Source organism: Rhodococcus mengyinensis (assembly GCF_048381435.1).
Classification (GTDB): domain Bacteria; phylum Actinomycetota; class Actinomycetes; order Mycobacteriales; family Mycobacteriaceae; genus Rhodococcus_F; species Rhodococcus_F opacus_D.
Genome location: NZ_JBLWIT010000038.1, coordinates 492,581 through 509,011 on the forward strand (window position 1 = coordinate 492,581; position 16,431 = coordinate 509,011).

The window sequence follows — 16,431 nt, forward strand, 5'->3', positions numbered from 1 at the left end:
CCGCCCGAGACCCCGAGCGGGACTACCAGGTGCGTGTGGCGCCCGTGGTCAGTTTCGTACCGCGACTGCGCCAGTGCGGCTCTTTGTCCAAGGTGGTCTTGGTGATCTTGCGGAGACTCCGAATGGCGGATCCGTACAGTCCGGACGCCGCAGTGGAGATCTTGCCGCCCGGCGGTTCGTCCATGAACGGCATGAACTTGTCCGGGAATCCCGGCATCGTGCACCCGATGCAGATACCGCCCACATTCGGGCACCCACCGACACCGTTGATCCAGCCCCGCTTCGGGACGTTGCACTTGACGACCGGACCCCAGCACCCCAGCTTCACGATGCACTTGGGTGAGCCGTACTCGGTGGCGAAATCACCCTGCTCGTAGTAGCCGGCGCGGTCGCAGCCCTCGTGCACCGTGGCCCCGAACAGCCACTGCGGACGCAGAGCGTCGTCGAGCGGAATCATGGGCGCCTGCTCGGTGGCCATGTAGAGGAGATACGTCAGCGTCTCCGACAGGTTGTCCGGTTGGATCGGGCAGCCGGGAACGCAGACGATCGGGATGCCCGCCTTCGACTTCCAATCCCAGCCGAGATAGTCGGGAACGCCCATCGCACCGGTCGGATTCCCCGCCATCGCGTGGATACCGCCGTATGTGGCGCACGTCCCGGCCGCGACGATCGCCGTCGCCTTCGGAGCGAGACGATCGAGCCATTCACTCGTCGTCACCGGCTGACCGGTCTCGGGATTGTTGCCGAAACCGCACCAGTAGCCCTCGTCGTGAAGTTGCTCGTTCGGGATGGAACCCTCCACCACCAGGACGAACGGTTCGAGTTCGCCGCGATCCGCCTTCCAGAACCACTCCAGGAAGTCGTCGGCGCCGCCCTCGGGGCCGTTCTCGAAGTCGATCAGCGGCCAGTGAACGGCCACTTTGGGCAGGCCCGGCAGGGCTCCCAGAGCAATCTCCTCGACACTGGGCTGCGTCGCAGCCGTCAAGGCCACCGAATCGCCGTCGCAACTGAGTCCCGCATTGATCCACAGCACGTGAATCAGGGTGTCCTCGGCGTTGATTGCTTCCTGTGTCGGCATATCAGGTCGCTTTCCGGAGTGAACACAACTCCTGTCGCCACCGGAGTCGACCGTCGGCCCACCTGTGTGGCGCTGATATTTATTTAGCTCCGCCGTCGAGCGGATGTCAACGGTCCTCGGCGCGTCGCACCGGGCAGTTCGACCCCGTCGTGTAGGGGCGTCATTGCTTCGCAATCCAGTCGTACCACTGCGCAATGCCCTGACCCGTCGTCGCCGACAACGTGATCACCTGCAGGTCGGGGTTCACCGACCGGGCGTATTTCGTGCAGAGATCGACGTCGAAGTCCACGTACGGCAACAGGTCCGCCTTGTTCACGATCACCAGGTTCGCTGCCGCGAACATGTGCGGATACTTGAGCGGCTTGTCCGTCCCCTCGGTCACCGAGATCACCACCACCCGGCTCTTCTCACCGAGATCGAACAGTGCCGGACAGACCAGGTTCCCCACGTTCTCGATGAACAGCAGCGAGTTCGGCTCGGGGTCGAGGGCGGTCAGCGCGTCCCGCATCATCTCGGCGTCGAGGTGGCACCCGGCTCCCGTGTTCACCTGCACCACAGCACATCCCGTCGCCTTGATGCGGTTGGCATCGAGCATCGTCTCCTGGTCGCCCTCCACCACCGAGACGCGTCGCTGCCCACCGATGTCGGCGATGGTGCGTTCGAGCAGCGTCGTCTTCCCCGATCCCGGCGAGCTCATCACGTTCAGCGCGAGCACCCCGCGTCCGGCCAGCCAGCCCCGGTTGCGCTCCGCAGTGAGGTCGTTCTTCGCCAGCACCTTCTGCTCGAGGGTCACCGTCTCGGTCGCCTGCTCGTGGGGGTGTTCGTGAGTATGCGGGTGCTCGTGGTCATGCGGGTGGTCGTGGTCGTGCGGGTGGGCGTGCGGGTGGTCGTGCTCGTGGTCGTGCGGGTGCTCGTGGGGCACCGTGATCCTGGTTCCGGTCTCGTCTCCGCATCCACAGGTGGCACACATTTGCGTCAGCTCACTTCCATAGAGAGGATTCGTAGTTCCCGACCCGACGTGACCTCCACGTCCGCACTTCCGCACGGGCACAGCAACACCAGGTCCGTGAGCGCGAAATCCTCGCCGCACTCACGGCAGTGCGCACCGCCCGGGGTGTGGTCGATGTCGAGACGGGCACCGTGCGCGACGGTCCCTTCGGTGACCAGTTCGAAACAGAACTGCATCGAATCGGCGACCACGGCCGTCAACGCCCCCACCTGTACGCGCACACTGTGGACCGTCCGTCCCGCGGCGGTCTCGCAGACGGCGTCGACGACGCTCTGGGTGATTGCCAACTCGTGCATCACGGCCCCGTTCAGGACTCGTCACCTGTGGATTCGAGCGTAGCGCTTCGCGGCCCGTGAGTACTTATTAACCGCGGGCGGTTAATAAGTACTCACGGCAGACGTAGTCTGAGGATCCGCCATCCACTTCAGGGAGGGCGCATGGACGCCTGGACCATCCGAGACTTCGAACCGGAGGATCTCGAGGCTGTCGTGCGCATGGACAGCAGTTCCACCACCACGGACCAACTGCCCCTGTTCGCGCTCTCGGACGTGGTGGGGAGTCTGTTGAACCGTCACCCCGCGGTCGTCGCGACGAGGGACGGGCACATCATCGGGACGGCGGTCGCTCGCGTCGACGAGGACCGCGCCTGGGTCATGCGGATCTCCCTCGATCCCGAATGGCGTGGGCAAGGGCTCGGCAGCGCCCTGTTGTCGCAGCTCGAGCACCGGCTCCTCGCCAGAGGAGTGCGACGGGTGGCCGCCCTCCTCCCCGAAGGGGAGACCGGTGCCACCGCGCTGAGCAATTCCGGATTCACCGCCCGCAGCGGAGTCACGTACTACGAGAAACTCGGGACGGTGTCGCCCCGCACGGCCGGGGTCCTGGCGACGCTCGGCGGCGCGGTACCGCCCGCCGGACTGTGGAAACAGGTCGCCGGCATGACGCGGGAGAAATCGCTGATCGAACGCAGGATCGTGCTCCCACTGTCGCGGCCGGCGCTGGCCGCCGACCACGGCGTGGCACCGCCGCGCGCCGTGGTCCTGTTCGGACCACCGGGAACCGGGAAGACGACGTTCGCGCGTGCCATCGCCAGCCGGCTCGGCTGGCCGTTCGTCGAGCTGTTCCCGTCGCGGCTCGCGGCCGGCGAGAATGGTCTCGCCGCCGGTCTCGGGGAGGCGTTCACGTCGATGGGCGAACTCGAGCACGTCGTCGTCTTCATCGACGAGGTGGAGGAGGTGGCGGCGCGGCGCCGGCCCGGATCGCAGTCCGTAGGGGTGGTGAACGAACTGCTGAAGTCGATCGTCCACTTCCGTGAACGCGGCGGACGGTTGCTGGTGTGCGCCACCAATTCCGTTCGCGCACTGGATGATGCGTTCCTACGTCACGGACGTTTCGACTACGTGCTGCCGATCGGCGCGCCCGACGCGGAGGCCCGGCACGCCCTGTGGGAGCGCTACCTCGGCAACGAGCAGGTCGACGTGTCCGCCCTCGTCGCCGCGACCGAGGGCTACACGCCCGCCGACGTCGCGCACGCGGCACGGACCGTTGCGCAGGCGACGTTCGAGTGCAGCGTCGACTCGGGTGGACGCTGCCATGCCGGCACCCAGGACTACCTGGACGTGATCGGCACGGTGCGTCCCACCCTCACCGCCGAGATGATGCAGGCGTTCACGGAGGACATCGCCGGTCACGCCCGCACCTGACCTGTGAGTTCTTGTTAACCGCCCGCGGTTAGCAAGTACTCACAGGCGTTCGATGATGGTGGCGTTGGCAGTGCCGCCGCCTTCGCAGATGGTCTGCAGACCGTAGCGGCCTCCGGTGCGCTCGAGTTCGTTGAGGAGGGTGGCCATCAGCTTCGTGCCGGTCGCGCCGAGTGGGTGGCCGAGGGCGATCGCGCCGCCGTTGACGTTGACCTTCGCCGGGTCGGCACCGATCTCCTTGATCCATGCGAGGACGACCGGCGCGAAGGCCTCGTTGATCTCGATCAGGTCGATGTCGTCGATGCTCAGGCCCGTCTTTTCCAGCGCGTAACGCGTGGCCGGGATCGGGGCGCTGAGCATGAAGATCGGGTCGGCGCCCCGGGCGCTGAGATGGTGGATGCGGGCACGGGGAGTCAGGCCGTACCTCTCGACCGCTTCCGGTGAGGCCAGCAGCACCGCACTCGCACCGTCGGAGATCTGGCTCGCGACTGCGGCCGTGAGACGTCCCCCGTCGGTGAGGGTCTTCAGCGCCGCCATCTTCTCGAGGCTGGTCTCGCGGGGACCCTCGTCCGTCGTCACGTCACCGAACGGGACGATCTCGCGGTCGAAGCGACCTTCGGCGATGGCCGTCCGCGCCCGCTCGTGGCTCTGCAACGCCCAGCGCTCGAGTTCCTCGCGGCTGATGTCCCACTTGTCCGCGATCAGTTCGGCGCCGTTGAACTGCGACACTTCCTGGTCGCCGTAGCGTTCCGTCCAGCCCGTCGATCCGCCGAACGGGGTGTCGAATCCGTACTGCTGACCGACCATCATCGCCGAGGCGATCGGGATCTGGCTCATGTTCTGCACACCGCCTGCGACGATCAGGTCGGCGGTGCCGCTCAGGATCGCCTGCGCACCGAAGTGCACGGCCTGCTGACTCGACCCGCACTGCCGGTCCACCGTGACGCCCGGGACCTCTTCCGGGTAGCCGGCAGCCAGCCACGCGGTGCGGGCGATGTTGCCCGCCTGCCCGCCGATCGCGTCGACGCAACCGAAGACGACGTCATCGACACCGGCCGGGTCGATGCCCGTGCGCTCGACGAGGGCCTTGATGACGTGCGCGCCCAGGTCGGCGGGATGCACGCCGGACAGGCCGCCGTTCTTCTTGCCGATCGGTGTGCGGACGGCGTCGACGATGTAGGCCTCGGTCATGTGAAACTCCTAGTCAGTGGTGGGGACTCGCAAGTCCGTCGAGGACGATCGAAAGGTATTGCTTGGCCACGGTGTCGACCGTGACGGAGCCACCGGGCCGGTACCAGCGGACGGCGACCCAGGCGGTGTCGCGGAGGAATCGAAAGGCGAGCTCGACGTCGATGTCGGACCGGAAGCTGCCGTCCTTCACACCCGCCTCGAGCACACCCATCCACAGCTCGCGGAATTCGGTGTTCAGTTCGGACAGGTACCCGAAACGCTCGTTGGCGACGAGGTGCTTCACCTCGTCCTGGTAGATCGCGACCGCGGAATGCGACGCGTCGATCGCCTCGTACGACGTGGTGACCAGTGCTTCGAGGGTCGCGCGACTGTCGAGTCCGGACGCGACGATCTCGCGGTACTTGCCGAACAGGTCGTCGAGGAAGCCCCGTAGAATCTCGTCGACCATCGACTCCTTCGAGTCGAAGTGGTGGTACAGGCTGCCCGACAGGATGCCCGCGGCGTCGGCGATGTCGCGCACGGTGGTGGCCCGCAGGCCGCGTTCGGCGAACAGGGTGGCCGCGATGTCGAGGAGTTCGGTCCGGCGTCCGGACTTGCCGGACGTGTCGTCGGCGGGGGGTGGCGTCATCGTCACATCCTATCAACCAAGCGCTTGTTAGGGCCTTCGGCCCCGTGCGCCTTTCTGGTTGCTGGAGCTACCAAAAAGGCGCACAGGGCGGCTACGCCCTCTGCGACGAGATCGACACGACCTCGCCAGTGAGGTAGGTGGTGTAGTCGCTGGCGAGCATGGCGATGGTGGCGGCGATTTCCCACACCTCGGCGGCACGACCGAACGCCTCGTCGGACGCCAGCTTGTCGAGGAGTTCCTCGCTGGTCACCTTCGCGAGAAACGCGTGCCTCGCGATGGACGGCGCGACGGCGTTGATCCGGACGCCGTACTCGGCGGCCTCGATCGCGCTGCACCGGGTCAGCGCCATGACTCCGGCCTTCGCCGCCGCGTAGTGCGCCTGCGAGTGCTGCGCCCGCCACCCGAGGACGGACGCGTTGTTGACCAGTACGCCGTTGTGCTCGACCTCCTTGAAGTAGCGCAGTGCGGCGCGGGTGGCCCGGAACGTTCCGTTCAGCGTGATGTCGAGGACGCGGTCCCACTCCTCGTCCGTCATGTCGACGAGCGGGGTCTCGCCGCCGAGCCCGGCGTTGTTGACGAGCACGTCGATCCTGCCCAGCGCGTCGGCGGCCCCGGAGATCAACGCGTCCACCTGTTCCGTACTGGACACGTCACACGTCAGCGCCTCGACCGCCTGCCCAGGGAACTCGGCGGCGAGTTTCTCCTTGGTCTCGAGGAGGCGACGCTCGTGCCAGTCGGACACCAGCACGTCGGCGCCCTCGAGCAGGGCGCGTCGCGCGGACGCGAATCCGATGCCGGTGCCCGCCGCGGCGGTGACGACGACCTTCTTGCCTTTCAGCAGGTCGTGGCCCGGAGTCTCGACGGGCGCGGTGGCGAGCGGAGTAGTAGTCATGAACGGGCCTCTCGGGGAAGTCCGAGCACGCGCTCGGAGATGATGTTGCGCTGGATCTCGTTGGATCCGCCGTAGATCGTGTCGGCGCGGGTGAAGAGGAAGAGCCTCTGCCAGTCGCCCAGTTCCAGATGTTCGGGGTCCGTGACGTCGGACGACGGATCGGCCGGGGCGAGCAGCGACGCCGCGCCCTGCACTTCCATGGCCAGCTGTCCGAGGTCGCGGTGCCAGTTGGCCCAGAGCAGCTTCGCGACGGACGCCTCCGCGCCGGAGGTCCCGGCGTCGACCGCTTCCAGGGTGCGCAGGGCGTGTGCCCGCATCACCCGCAGCCCGACCCACGCGCGGGCGATCTTCTCGCGGATGTTGGGGTCGGTCGCCGCACCGTTGGCTTTCGCGAGGTCGACGACGCCCTGCAGTTCGCGGGCGAAACCGATCTGCTGCCCGAGCGTGGACACGCCGCGCTCGAAGGTGAGCAGACCCATCGCGACCCGCCAGCCGTCGCCGGGCTCTCCGACCACCAGATCCGCGTCGGTGACGGCGTCGTCGAAGAACACCTCGTTGAACTCGGACGTGCCGGTCAACTGCTGGATGGGCCGGACCGTGACGCCGGGCTGGTCGAGCGGGACGAGCAGGAAGCTCAGGCCCTGGTGCCGCTTGGATCCCGGTTCGGTGCGGCAGAGGACGAACGCCCACTGGGCGACGTGCGCGAGGGACGTCCACACCTTCTGTCCGTTGATCACCCACTTGTCGCCGTCGAGGCGCGCGGTGGTGGACACGTTCGCGAGGTCGGAACCGGCGCCCGGCTCGGAATAGCCCTGCGCCCACAGTTCGGTCACGGTGTTGATGCCGGGAAGGAAGCGACGCTTCTGTTCCTCGGTGCCGAACGCGATGAGCGTCGGGCCGAGCAGTTCCTCGCCGACGTGGCTGACCCGCGCCGGCGCCCCCGACTTCGCGTACTCCTGATGGAACACCACCTGCTGCGCCAGGGTGGCTCCGCGCCCGCCGTGCTCCTTCGGCCAGCCGAGGCAGGTCCATCCCGCCGCAGCGAGATGACGGTCCCACGCGAGCCGTTCCTCGAAGAACTCGTGCTCGCTGCCGGGGCCACCCTTGCCTTTCAGCCGGGCGAAGTCGCCGGTGAGGTTGTCGTTCAGCCACGTCCTGACGGTCTGCGCAAAGTCGTCGTCGGTGATCAGCCCGTCCGGGCTCTCGCTCTGTTCCACGTCTGTAAGATAACCTACCAAGCACTTGCTAGGTAGGTAGGGAGCCCAGTGACCGAACAACCGACAACCACCCCGTCCGCCCTGAAACGGGCCGCACGCGAATTCGGCGAGCTCACAGCCGTGGCGGACGGCGACGTCCGTCTGACCTTCACACAACTGCACGACCGTGTCCGCGATTTCGCCGCCGCACTCAGCTCACAGGACGTACGACCCGGCGATCACGTCGCGGTGTGGTCGCCCAACACGTATCACTGGGTGGTCGCGGCGCTCGGCATCCACTACGCCGGTGCGACTCTCGTCCCGATCAACACCCGGTACACGGCCACCGAGGCCCTCGACATTCTCCAGCGCACCAAGACCACCGCACTGGTGGTCGCGGGCAAATTCCTCGGCACCGACCGGTACGCGGCGCTGCGCGACGAGTCGAGCACCCTCGACCTGCCGACGGTCGTCCGGGTTCCGGTCGACGGCGGCGACGCCGAGGTTCCCGGAGTCTTCGACTTCGACGACTTCCTCGCCCTCGCCGACGAGGACACGCGCGCCGAGGCCGACGCCCGCGCGGCCGCCGTCTCCCCCGACGACGTCTCCGACGTCATGTTCACGTCGGGCACGACGGGCCGCAGCAAGGGCGTGATGAGTGCGCACCGGCAGTCGGTGGGCATCGCGCAGGCGTGGGGCGAGTGCGCCGAGGTGACCTCCGACGACAACTACCTGATCATCAATCCGTTCTTCCACACCTTCGGGTACAAGGCGGGGTTCCTGGTGTGCCTGCTGAACGGGGCGACGGTAGTGCCGATGGCGGTGTTCGACGTTCCGAAGGTGATGGCGACCGTGCACGACGAGCAGATCACCGTGCTCCCCGGCGCCCCCACGATCTTCCAGTCGATCCTCGACCACCCCGACCGCCCGAAGTACGACCTGTCCAGCCTGCGGGTCGCGATCACGGGCGCGGCCGCGGTTCCGGTCGCACTGGTGGAACGGATGCAGTCGGAGCTGAGCTTCGACGCCGTCCTCACCGCCTACGGTCAGACGGAGGCGGTGGTGGTCACGATGTGCCGGACCGACGACGACCCGGTGACCGTGTCGACGACGTCGGGTCGCGCCATCCCCGGGATGGAGGTCCGGATAGGCGACCAGGGCGAGATCCTGGTGCGCGGCGAGAACGTGATGCTCGGCTACCTCGACGACCCCGAATCGACCGCCAAGACCATCGATGCGGACGGCTGGCTGCACACCGGCGACGTCGGGACCCTGGACGACCGCGGTTACGTCGATATCACCGACCGCCTCAAGGACATGTACATCTCCGGCGGTTTCAACGTGTATCCCGCTGAGGTGGAGAACGCTCTTGCCCGACTCGACGCCGTCGCGGAGTCTGCCGTCATCGGTGTTCCCGACCAGCGGATGGGCGAGGTCGGCCGGGCCTACGTGGTCGCCAAGCCGGGCGTCACGCTCGCCGAGGACGACGTGGTCGCGTTCTGCAAGGAGCGACTCGCCAACTTCAAGGTGCCCCGGTCGGTGCGCTTCGTCGACTCCCTCCCCCGGAACCCCTCCGGGAAGGTCATGAAAAACGTTCTGCGTGAGGAGAAGAAATGACGGTTCCGGACGAGGGTGACGTCGTCACCTACGAGGTGCGTGACGGTGTCGCAGTCGTGACGCTCAACCGCCCCGACTACCGCAACGCCCAGAACTCGGTGATGACGTACGCCCTCGACGCCGCGTTCGAGCGGGCCGTCGAGGACGACGACGTGAAGGTGATCGTCCTCGCAGGCAACGGAAAGCACTTCAGTGCTGGGCACGACATCGGCACCCCGGGCCGGGACCATCACGTGCATTACGACAACAAGGCCGTCATGTGGTGGGACCACGTCGACAAGCCGGGTGGCGACCAGCGGTTCGCCCGCGAGATGGAGGTCTATCTCGGGATGTGCCGTCGCTGGCGCGAGATCCCGAAGCCGACCATCGCGATGATCCAGGGCGCGTGCATCGCCGGCGGCCTGATGCTGGCGTGGGTGTGCGACCTCATCGTGGCGTCGGACGACGCGTTCTTCTCCGATCCGGTCGTACGTATGGGCATTCCGGGGGTCGAGTACTTCGCGCATCCGTGGATGCTCGGACCGCGGTTCGCGAAGGAAATCCTCTTCACCGGCGACCGGTTCACCGCGCAGCGCGCGTACGAGGTGGGCATGGTCAACCACGTCGTGCCGCGCGAGGACCTGGAGCAGGAGACCCTCGCCATCGCCGGACGCATCGCCGCCATGCCCCGGTTCGGGCTCGCGCTCACCAAGAAGGCCGTCAACCAGTGCGAGGACCAGATGGGCATGCGGAACGGCATGGACTCCGTCTTCGGTCTCCACCACTTCGCGCACGCGCACAACGCCGAGATCGACACCGATCCGCTCGGCGGCATGGATGCCAAGTCGATGGCGGCCAGTGCGCGCAACTCGAACGAAGGGGCGAAGTAAGTGGATCTCGAGTTCGACGACGCCACCGTCGCCTTCCGCGAGGAGGTGCGAACCTTCCTACGCGACAACGTTCCCGCCGAACCGCTGCCGTCGATGGACACCGCCGAGGGTTTCGAGGCGCACCGCGAGTGGGAACGCACTCTCGCCGACGCCCGGCTGTCGGTGGTGTCGTGGCCGGAGGAACTGGGCGGACGGGACGCGTCGCTGCTGGAATGGGTGGTGTTCGAGGAGGAGTACTACCGCTCGGGTGCGCCCGGACGCGTCAGCCAGAACGGCATCTTCCTGCTCGCCCCGACACTGTTCGAGCACGCGAACGCCGAGCAGTTGGCCCGCATCATGCCGCGGATGGCCCGCGCCGACGACATCTGGGCGCAGGCCTGGTCGGAGCCGGAGTCGGGTAGCGACCTCGCGTCGCTCCGTTCCACCGCCCGGCGCGTCGACGGCGGCTGGGTGCTGAACGGGCAGAAGACGTGGAGTTCGCGGGCGAGCTTCGCGGACTGGGGCTTCGGACTGTTCCGGTCCGACCCGGACGCCCAGCGACACAAGGGCATCACCTACTTCATGTTCGACCTGCGCTCGAAGGGTGTCACCGTGCGCCCGATCGATCAGCTGGACGGTGAACCCGGTTTCGCGGAAATCTTCCTCGAGGACGTCTTCGTCCCGGACGACCCCGCGAACCCCGGCGAGTCCGGAGTGATCGGCGGCGTGAACGAGGGCTGGCGCGTGGCGATGAGCACCGCGTCCAACGAACGCGGACTGTCGCTGCGCAGCCCGGGCCGTTTCCTCGCGACCGTCGACCGGCTGGTCGAACTGTTCCGGGACAGCGGCCACACCGACGACACGGCCCTGCGGAACAAGGTCGCCGACGCCTGGATCGGTGCCCGCGCCTACCAGCTGAACACGTTCGGCACCGTCACCCGGCTCGCCGATGGCGGGCAGCTGGGCGCCGAATCGTCGATCAACAAGGTGTTCTGGTCGGAATGGGACATCGCCACCCACGAGACCGCACTCGAACTGCAGGGCGCCTCGGCGGAGCTCGCGGACAATTGGATGGACGGCTACCTGTTCTCCCTGTCCGGTCCGATCTATGCCGGCACCAACGAGATTCAGAAGAACGTGATCGCCGAGCGGCTGCTCGGCCTACCGAAGGCGGATCGATGAGATTCACACTCGACTCCTCCCATCAGGACTTCGCGTCCAGCATCGACGCGCTGCTGTCGAAGGCGGACATGCCGGCGGTGATCCGGTCGTGGAACACCGGCGACACGGGTCCGGGCCTGAAGGTGTGGCAGCGCCTCGCCGAGACCGGCGTCAACGGACTGCTCATCGCGGATGAGCACGACGGCCTGGGCGCCGACGCCGTCGACCTCGTCGTGGCCGTCGAACAACTCGGACGTCATGCCGTTCCCGGTCCGGTGGCCGAAACCGTGGCCGTCGCGCCCGCCCTGCTCGTGCAGGTGACCCCGGACCGGTTGGCGGCGTTGGCTTCCGGTTCACTCGCCACGGTCGCGGCCGCGCCGCACGTCCCGTTCGCCGTCGATGCCGACTCGGCCGACCTCGTCCTGCTCGTCGACGGCGCCACGGTGCGCCTCGGAAAGGCCGGGGCGGTGCAGACCTCGGTGGATCAGTCGCGACGGCTGTTCCCACTGTCCGCCGGCGACGCCCTCGGCGACGCCGACTTCGCGCCCGCGTTCGATCTCGGCGCCCTGGCCACCGCCGCCCAACTGCAGGGACTCGGACAGACCCTGCTGGACGTGACCACCGACTACGCCAAGCAGCGCAAGCAGTTCGGCAAGGTGATCGGACAGTTCCAGGCCATCAAACATCACCTGGCCGAGGTCGCGGTCGGGCTGGAGATGTCGCGGCCGCTGCTGCACGGTGCAGCACTGTCCGTGCGGGACGGGTCCGTCGACAGTTCCCGGGACGTCTCGGCGGCGAAGGTCGCGTGCGGGGATGCCGCGTACCGGGCGGCGCGGGTGGCGCTGCAGGTGCACGGCGCCATCGGCTACACCCAGGAACACGACCTGTCGCTGTGGCTCACCAAGGTCCGGGCACTGGTCACCGCCTGGGGCACGCCGGCGTTCCACCGCGGCCGCGTCGTCGACTCGCTCGTGGAGGCGTCATGAGTTTCGACAACGAGGAGCGGGCGGCGCTCCGGTCGTCGGTCCGGGATCTGCTGGGTAAGCATTCCGACTCGGCCGCCGTCCGCCGGGCGATCACCACCGACCACGGCTACGACGACGCCCTGTGGTCGAAGCTGTGCGAGCAGATCGGCGTCGCCGCGTTGGCCGTTCCGGAGAAATACGACGGAGTGGGGGCCTCGCTGCTGGAAGTGCATGTGGTGCAAGAAGAGCTGGGCCGCACGCTGACGCCGTCGCCGATGCTGGGCAGCGCCGTGCTGGCCGCGCAGGCGCTGGTGCTGTCGGGGGACGACGACGCGTGCGCCCGACTGCTGCCCGGCATTGCGGCGGGTTCGGTGGCCGCGCTGTGCTGGGCGGGTGCGGGCGGCTGGTCCGGATTCGGGGTCACCGCGTCGCGCGAGACGCTGTCGGGGACGGCGTCGTACGTGCTCGGCGGTGACGTCGCGGACGTGCTGCTGGTTCTCACGTCCGAAGGCCTGTTCGAGGTGGACCCGGCGGCGGACGGCGTGACGCGTCGCCGCGTCCCGGCGATGGACCCGACGCGTCCGCTGTCGGAGGTGACCTTCGACGGGGTCGCGGCGCGCAGGCTCGTCTCCCCCACCGACCTCGTCGACCAGGTGCGCACGGTCGCACTGGTCGCGTTGTCGGCGGAACAGGTGGGTGCGGCGTCCGCGGCGCTGGAGCAGACGGTCGAGTACGCGAAGTCACGCAAGCAGTTCGGCCGGGCGATCGGATCGTTCCAGGCCCTCAAACACCGCATGGCCGACATGTACGCCCTCGTCGAGACGGCCCGCTCCATGTCGTACGCCGCGGCGCTGTCGGGGACGCACGAGGACGCCGTCATCGCGAAGGTGTACTGCTCGGAGGCACTGCAGCACGTCGCGGCGGAGGCCATCCAGTTGCACGGCGGCATCGCGATCACGTGGGAACACGACGCGCAGCTGTACTTCAAACGTGCACACGGGAGTGCACAGCTGTTCGGGCAGCCGCGGGAGTACCTGCCCGAGCTCGCCTCGGCGGCGGGACTGTAGGCGGCTTCGCCGCCCGTGCGCCTTTCTGGTAGCTGGAACAACCAAAAAGGCTCACGGGCGCAGCCCCTCCAGGTAGCTGGCGACCCCGTCTTCGTCGTTGCTGGGCAGGACGTGGTCGGCGAGGGCGAGGACTTCCGGCAGCGCGTTGGACGGGCAGAGAGCCGTGCCTGCCCATGTCAGCATCGGGACGTCGTTGATGGCGTCCCCGGCCACGGCGACCTCCTCCGTCGAGATCCCGTCGACCGCGCACAGCTCGGCGAGCGCGCTCGCCTTGGACACGCCGGACGCCGCCATCTCGACGTACGGCGCGCCGGAGTGCGTCAGTTCGACACCGTCGACGCCGGCCGCCACCGCCGCCCGGTACAGCTCCGCGCTGGGAACCTCGGGGTGCCGGGCGACGATCTTCACCATCGGCTCGTCGATGTCGGGCAGCAGTTCCGACAGCGCCATCTCGTGCGGGTGCCGGTGGTGGTCGGCGAACTCGCACAACGCCGCGTACGCCGGTTCGGCGACGAAGCGCGTCGGGCCGATGTTCGCGAACACGACACCGGGCATCAACGTCCGCACCCGGTCCATCGCCGCCGCGGCCGACGCCATCGCGATGGTCGTCGTCGCCGTGATCACCGGGGTTCCGTCGGCCAGGTCGAGGACCACCGCCCCGTTCGCGCAGATCGCCTTGCCCCGGAATCCGCACGACTGCGCCAGCTCGTGCACCGAGTGCCGGGCGCGGGCCGTTGCCCACACCACCTCGACCCCCGACAGTCGCGCATCTTCCATGGCCTGCGCGGTGCGAGGGGAGATCGTGCGGTCCGACCGCAGCAGGGTGCCGTCGAGGTCCGTCGCCAACAGCCGAATTTGCGTCACCTCCGCATGATGCCAGGCAGCGCATGTACCCCTCACGACCCCACCACAGTCGATAGCCTGGACAGCATGAGTCCTCGAGTACCCAGCATCGTGCTGAATTCCGGAACAATCCTCCCGCAGCTCGGCCTGGGAGTCTGGCAGGCGGACAACGACGAGACCGAACACGCCGTCGGGTTCGCCCTGGACGAGGCGGGCTACCGGCACATCGACACCGCCGCCGCATACGGCAATGAGGAAGGGGTGGGCCGTGGCATCGCGAACTCGGGAGTCGCCCGCGAAGACGTCTTTCTCACCACCAAGTTGTGGAACGCCGATCAGGGCTACGAGCCGGCGTTGAAGGCGTTTGACGCCAGCCTCGGACGTCTCGGCGTCGACTATGTCGACCTGTACCTGATCCATTGGCCGCTGCAGGACGACGACCGCATCCTCCGCACGTGGGATGCGCTGGAGAAGATCGCCGAGTCGGGTCGCGCGAAGGCGATCGGTGTGTGCAATTTCGAACCGCGTCACCTGCAGTTGCTGATCGACCGGGGCGGCGTCGTTCCGGCGGTCGATCAGGTGGAGTTGCATCCGCATCTGGCGCAGCAGGAGATCCGGGCGTTCGCCGTCGACCACGGCATCGCCGTCGAATCGTGGAGCCCGCTCGGCGGCACCAGCAATTCGGGGTGGGGCGACAACTCGAAGCCGAACACGCTGCTCACGGATCCGATCATCACCCGCATCGGCGACCGGCACAGCAAGAGCGCCGCGCAGGTGCTGATCCGCTGGCATCTGCAGAGCGGGCTGATCGTCATCCCCAAGTCGGTCCACGAGTCGCGGATCCGCGAGAACATCGACGTGTTCGATTTCGAGCTCAGCGAGCAGGACCTCAGCGAGATCGAGACGATGGACGACGGCACCCGTGTCGGAGCCCACCCGGACGAGTTGAACATCGGCGCACCGGAGTAGGCGGCTCCGCCACCCGTGCGCCTTTTTGGCTGTTCCAGCAACGGCGTATTCAGTCGGTCGACGCAACATCCCTGGTAAGGAAGGGTGTTGTGGATGGTGTTCAAGGGGCGGCCGCCGATCGAGCGGCGAGTGCGGGAGCAGTTCTGGGAGTGTTTGCGGGCGGGGCAGGACACGGTCAGCGCGGCGTGTGAGGTGCAGGTCTCGCTGACCCAGATGCGGCGGTGGCTGGTGCAGGTCGGTGGAGTGCGTCCCCGCCGACCTGTTCCCCCGTCGGGGCGGTATCTGTCGCTGTCCGAGCGGGAGCAGATCGACGAATTCCGCCGGGACGGGTGGACGATCCGGGCGATCGCCCACGCACTGGGCCGCAGCCCGTCCACGATCAGCCGGGAACTGCGGCGGGCGTTGTCCTCTCGCGGGAAGTATCTGGCCTCACGGGCCCAACGGGACGCCGAGGCCCGCGCCCGGCGCCCCAAGACCGCCAAGCTCGCCGCCCACGCCGAGTTGCGGGAGCAGGTGCAGGGGTGGCTGGGTGAGGACTTGTCACCGCAGCAGATCTCGCACAAGCTCAGGCGGGAGTATCCGAGCCGGCCGGAGATGTGGGTGTCACACGAATCGATCTATCAGGCGTTGTTCGTCCAGTCCCGGGGAGCGTTGACGCGGGAGCTGACCGCCCATCTGCGGACCGGCCGCTACCTGCGTAAACACCGAAGCACGGTCGGTGAGCGGCGGGGGAAGTTCCCGGACATGGTGATGATTTCCGAGCGTCCCGCCGAGGTCGAGGACCGGGCGGTGCCCGGGCACTGGGAGGGCGATCTGATCATCGGGGCGAACAACAAGTCGGCGATCGGGACGTTGGTGGAGCGGTCGACCCGGTTCGTGATGCTGTTGCACCTGCCGGATGGGCATTCCGCCGAGCAGGTGCGGTCGGCGATGACCCGCAAGATCACCGAGCTTCCCCAGCACCTTGCCAAGTCGATCACCTGGGATCAGGGTGCGGAGATGAGTCAGCACGCCCGGTTCACTGTCGAGACGGGGGTGCCGGTGTATTTCTGTGATCCGCGTTCGCCGTGGCAGCGCGGGACGAACGAGAACACAAACGGCTTGCTGCGCCAGTACTTCCCCAAGGGGATCGCGTTGGACGGGTTCGAAGAGGTCTACCTCGACGTGGTGGCCGATAAACTCAATCGTCGTCCCCGTATGACGCTCGACTGGGACAGTCCAGCCGAGCGTCTCGGGAAACTCGTTGTTGCGACGGCCGCTTGAAAACGCC

Annotated in this window: 16 protein-coding genes; 8 read left to right on the forward strand and 8 right to left on the reverse strand. The window is 67.6% G+C overall.

Annotated elements, in window-relative coordinates:
- Nucleotides 1–22: 22 nt before the first annotated feature.
- From ACNJ7E_RS07065 to hypA, 3 genes are all read right to left on the reverse strand, one after another.
- The gene (locus ACNJ7E_RS07065; protein WP_005244678.1) at nt 23–1,078 is read right to left on the reverse strand and encodes an NADH-quinone oxidoreductase subunit B family protein; all 1,056 of its coding nucleotides are present in this window, start codon (nt 1,076–1,078) and stop codon (nt 23–25) included.
- 160 nt (nt 1,079–1,238) lie between these two features.
- Nucleotides 1,239–2,048, reverse strand: coding sequence for a hydrogenase nickel incorporation protein HypB (gene hypB / locus ACNJ7E_RS07070; protein ID WP_280778940.1), 810 nt, complete (start codon nt 2,046–2,048; stop codon nt 1,239–1,241).
- Nucleotides 2,049–2,053: 5 nt separating this feature from the next.
- Nucleotides 2,054–2,383, reverse strand: a complete 330-nt coding sequence (hypA, locus tag ACNJ7E_RS07075) for a hydrogenase maturation nickel metallochaperone HypA (RefSeq protein WP_005244680.1) — start codon at nt 2,381–2,383, stop codon at nt 2,054–2,056.
- Between the two features lie 141 nt (nt 2,384–2,524).
- On the opposite strand from hypA, the gene ACNJ7E_RS07080 reads away from it, so the two are divergent.
- Nucleotides 2,525–3,787 (forward strand): ATP-binding protein, encoded by a 1,263-nt coding sequence (locus ACNJ7E_RS07080; RefSeq protein WP_280778941.1) that lies wholly within the window; start codon nt 2,525–2,527, stop codon nt 3,785–3,787.
- Nucleotides 3,788–3,826: 39 nt separating this feature from the next.
- Here ACNJ7E_RS07080 and ACNJ7E_RS07085 read toward each other — a convergent pair whose 3' ends face one another.
- The 4 genes from ACNJ7E_RS07085 to ACNJ7E_RS07100 all read right to left on the reverse strand — a co-directional run bounded on the left by ACNJ7E_RS07085 (nt 3,827) and on the right by ACNJ7E_RS07100 (nt 7,712).
- On the reverse strand, nt 3,827–4,975 hold the full coding sequence (locus ACNJ7E_RS07085) for an acetyl-CoA C-acetyltransferase (RefSeq protein WP_280778942.1): 1,149 nt from the start codon (nt 4,973–4,975) through the stop codon (nt 3,827–3,829).
- Between the two features lie 13 nt (nt 4,976–4,988).
- Complete coding sequence (locus ACNJ7E_RS07090) at nt 4,989–5,603, reverse strand: TetR/AcrR family transcriptional regulator (RefSeq protein WP_283330476.1); 615 nt, start codon at nt 5,601–5,603, stop codon at nt 4,989–4,991.
- 91 nt (nt 5,604–5,694) lie between these two features.
- Complete coding sequence (locus tag ACNJ7E_RS07095) at nt 5,695–6,495, reverse strand: SDR family oxidoreductase (protein WP_418339456.1); 801 nt, start codon at nt 6,493–6,495, stop codon at nt 5,695–5,697.
- Complete coding sequence (locus ACNJ7E_RS07100) at nt 6,492–7,712, reverse strand: acyl-CoA dehydrogenase family protein (RefSeq protein WP_418339457.1); 1,221 nt, start codon at nt 7,710–7,712, stop codon at nt 6,492–6,494. Before ACNJ7E_RS07100 ends, ACNJ7E_RS07095 begins: the two co-directional genes overlap by 4 nt.
- Nucleotides 7,713–7,760: 48 nt before the next feature.
- Between ACNJ7E_RS07100 and fadD3 the strand changes: the two genes are divergently transcribed.
- Genes fadD3 through ACNJ7E_RS07125 form a run of 5 tightly spaced genes read left to right on the forward strand, consistent with a single transcriptional unit; the run spans nt 7,761 to nt 13,349 of the window.
- Complete coding sequence (gene fadD3 / locus ACNJ7E_RS07105) at nt 7,761–9,308, forward strand: 3-[(3aS,4S,7aS)-7a-methyl-1,5-dioxo-octahydro-1H-inden-4-yl]propanoyl:CoA ligase (protein ID WP_418339458.1); 1,548 nt, start codon at nt 7,761–7,763, stop codon at nt 9,306–9,308.
- Nucleotides 9,305–10,177 (forward strand): enoyl-CoA hydratase, encoded by an 873-nt coding sequence (locus ACNJ7E_RS07110; protein ID WP_418339459.1) that lies wholly within the window; start codon nt 9,305–9,307, stop codon nt 10,175–10,177. Before fadD3 ends, ACNJ7E_RS07110 begins: the two co-directional genes overlap by 4 nt.
- On the forward strand, nt 10,178–11,338 hold the full coding sequence (locus ACNJ7E_RS07115; RefSeq protein WP_280778949.1) for an acyl-CoA dehydrogenase family protein: 1,161 nt from the start codon (nt 10,178–10,180) through the stop codon (nt 11,336–11,338).
- Entirely contained in the window at nt 11,335–12,303 is a 969-nt protein-coding gene (locus ACNJ7E_RS07120) for an acyl-CoA dehydrogenase family protein (protein ID WP_418339460.1), read from the forward strand. The genes ACNJ7E_RS07115 and ACNJ7E_RS07120 overlap by 4 nt, the downstream gene beginning before the upstream one ends.
- Nucleotides 12,300–13,349 (forward strand): acyl-CoA dehydrogenase family protein, encoded by a 1,050-nt coding sequence (locus tag ACNJ7E_RS07125; RefSeq protein WP_418339461.1) that lies wholly within the window; start codon nt 12,300–12,302, stop codon nt 13,347–13,349. The genes ACNJ7E_RS07120 and ACNJ7E_RS07125 overlap by 4 nt, the downstream gene beginning before the upstream one ends.
- A gap of 51 nt (nt 13,350–13,400) precedes the next feature.
- Here ACNJ7E_RS07125 and ACNJ7E_RS07130 read toward each other — a convergent pair whose 3' ends face one another.
- Nucleotides 13,401–14,213, reverse strand: coding sequence for an HAD family hydrolase (locus ACNJ7E_RS07130; protein ID WP_280778953.1), 813 nt, complete (start codon nt 14,211–14,213; stop codon nt 13,401–13,403).
- Nucleotides 14,214–14,279: 66 nt separating this feature from the next.
- Here ACNJ7E_RS07130 and ACNJ7E_RS07135 point away from each other — a divergent pair, with 66 nt between their 5' ends.
- Nucleotides 14,280–15,161, forward strand: coding sequence for an aldo/keto reductase (locus ACNJ7E_RS07135; RefSeq protein WP_418339462.1), 882 nt, complete (start codon nt 14,280–14,282; stop codon nt 15,159–15,161).
- 93 nt (nt 15,162–15,254) lie between these two features.
- Complete coding sequence (locus ACNJ7E_RS07140; protein WP_418339463.1) at nt 15,255–16,424, forward strand: IS30 family transposase; 1,170 nt, start codon at nt 15,255–15,257, stop codon at nt 16,422–16,424.
- Nucleotides 16,425–16,431 lie beyond the last annotated feature (7 nt).

Bases quoted from the DNA above. Each gene is read 5' to 3' on its own strand.
- ACNJ7E_RS07120 (WP_418339460.1), top strand. From the start codon at position 11,335: ATGAGATTCACACTCGACTCCTCCCATCAGGACTTCGCGTCCAGCATC.
- ACNJ7E_RS07135 (WP_418339462.1), top strand. From the start codon at position 14,280: ATGAGTCCTCGAGTACCCAGCATCGTGCTGAATTCCGGAACAATCCTC.
- ACNJ7E_RS07125 (WP_418339461.1), top strand. From the start codon at position 12,300: ATGAGTTTCGACAACGAGGAGCGGGCGGCGCTCCGGTCGTCGGTCCGG.
- hypB (WP_280778940.1), bottom strand. From the start codon at position 2,048: ATGTGTGCCACCTGTGGATGCGGAGACGAGACCGGAACCAGGATCACG.
- ACNJ7E_RS07085 (WP_280778942.1), bottom strand. From the start codon at position 4,975: ATGACCGAGGCCTACATCGTCGACGCCGTCCGCACACCGATCGGCAAG.
- ACNJ7E_RS07095 (WP_418339456.1), bottom strand. From the start codon at position 6,495: ATGACTACTACTCCGCTCGCCACCGCGCCCGTCGAGACTCCGGGCCAC.
- ACNJ7E_RS07140 (WP_418339463.1), top strand. From the start codon at position 15,255: ATGGTGTTCAAGGGGCGGCCGCCGATCGAGCGGCGAGTGCGGGAGCAG.
- ACNJ7E_RS07110 (WP_418339459.1), top strand. From the start codon at position 9,305: ATGACGGTTCCGGACGAGGGTGACGTCGTCACCTACGAGGTGCGTGAC.
- ACNJ7E_RS07080 (WP_280778941.1), top strand. From the start codon at position 2,525: ATGGACGCCTGGACCATCCGAGACTTCGAACCGGAGGATCTCGAGGCT.
- ACNJ7E_RS07065 (WP_005244678.1), bottom strand. From the start codon at position 1,078: ATGCCGACACAGGAAGCAATCAACGCCGAGGACACCCTGATTCACGTG.
- ACNJ7E_RS07090 (WP_283330476.1), bottom strand. From the start codon at position 5,603: ATGACGCCACCCCCCGCCGACGACACGTCCGGCAAGTCCGGACGCCGG.
- hypA (WP_005244680.1), bottom strand. From the start codon at position 2,383: ATGCACGAGTTGGCAATCACCCAGAGCGTCGTCGACGCCGTCTGCGAG.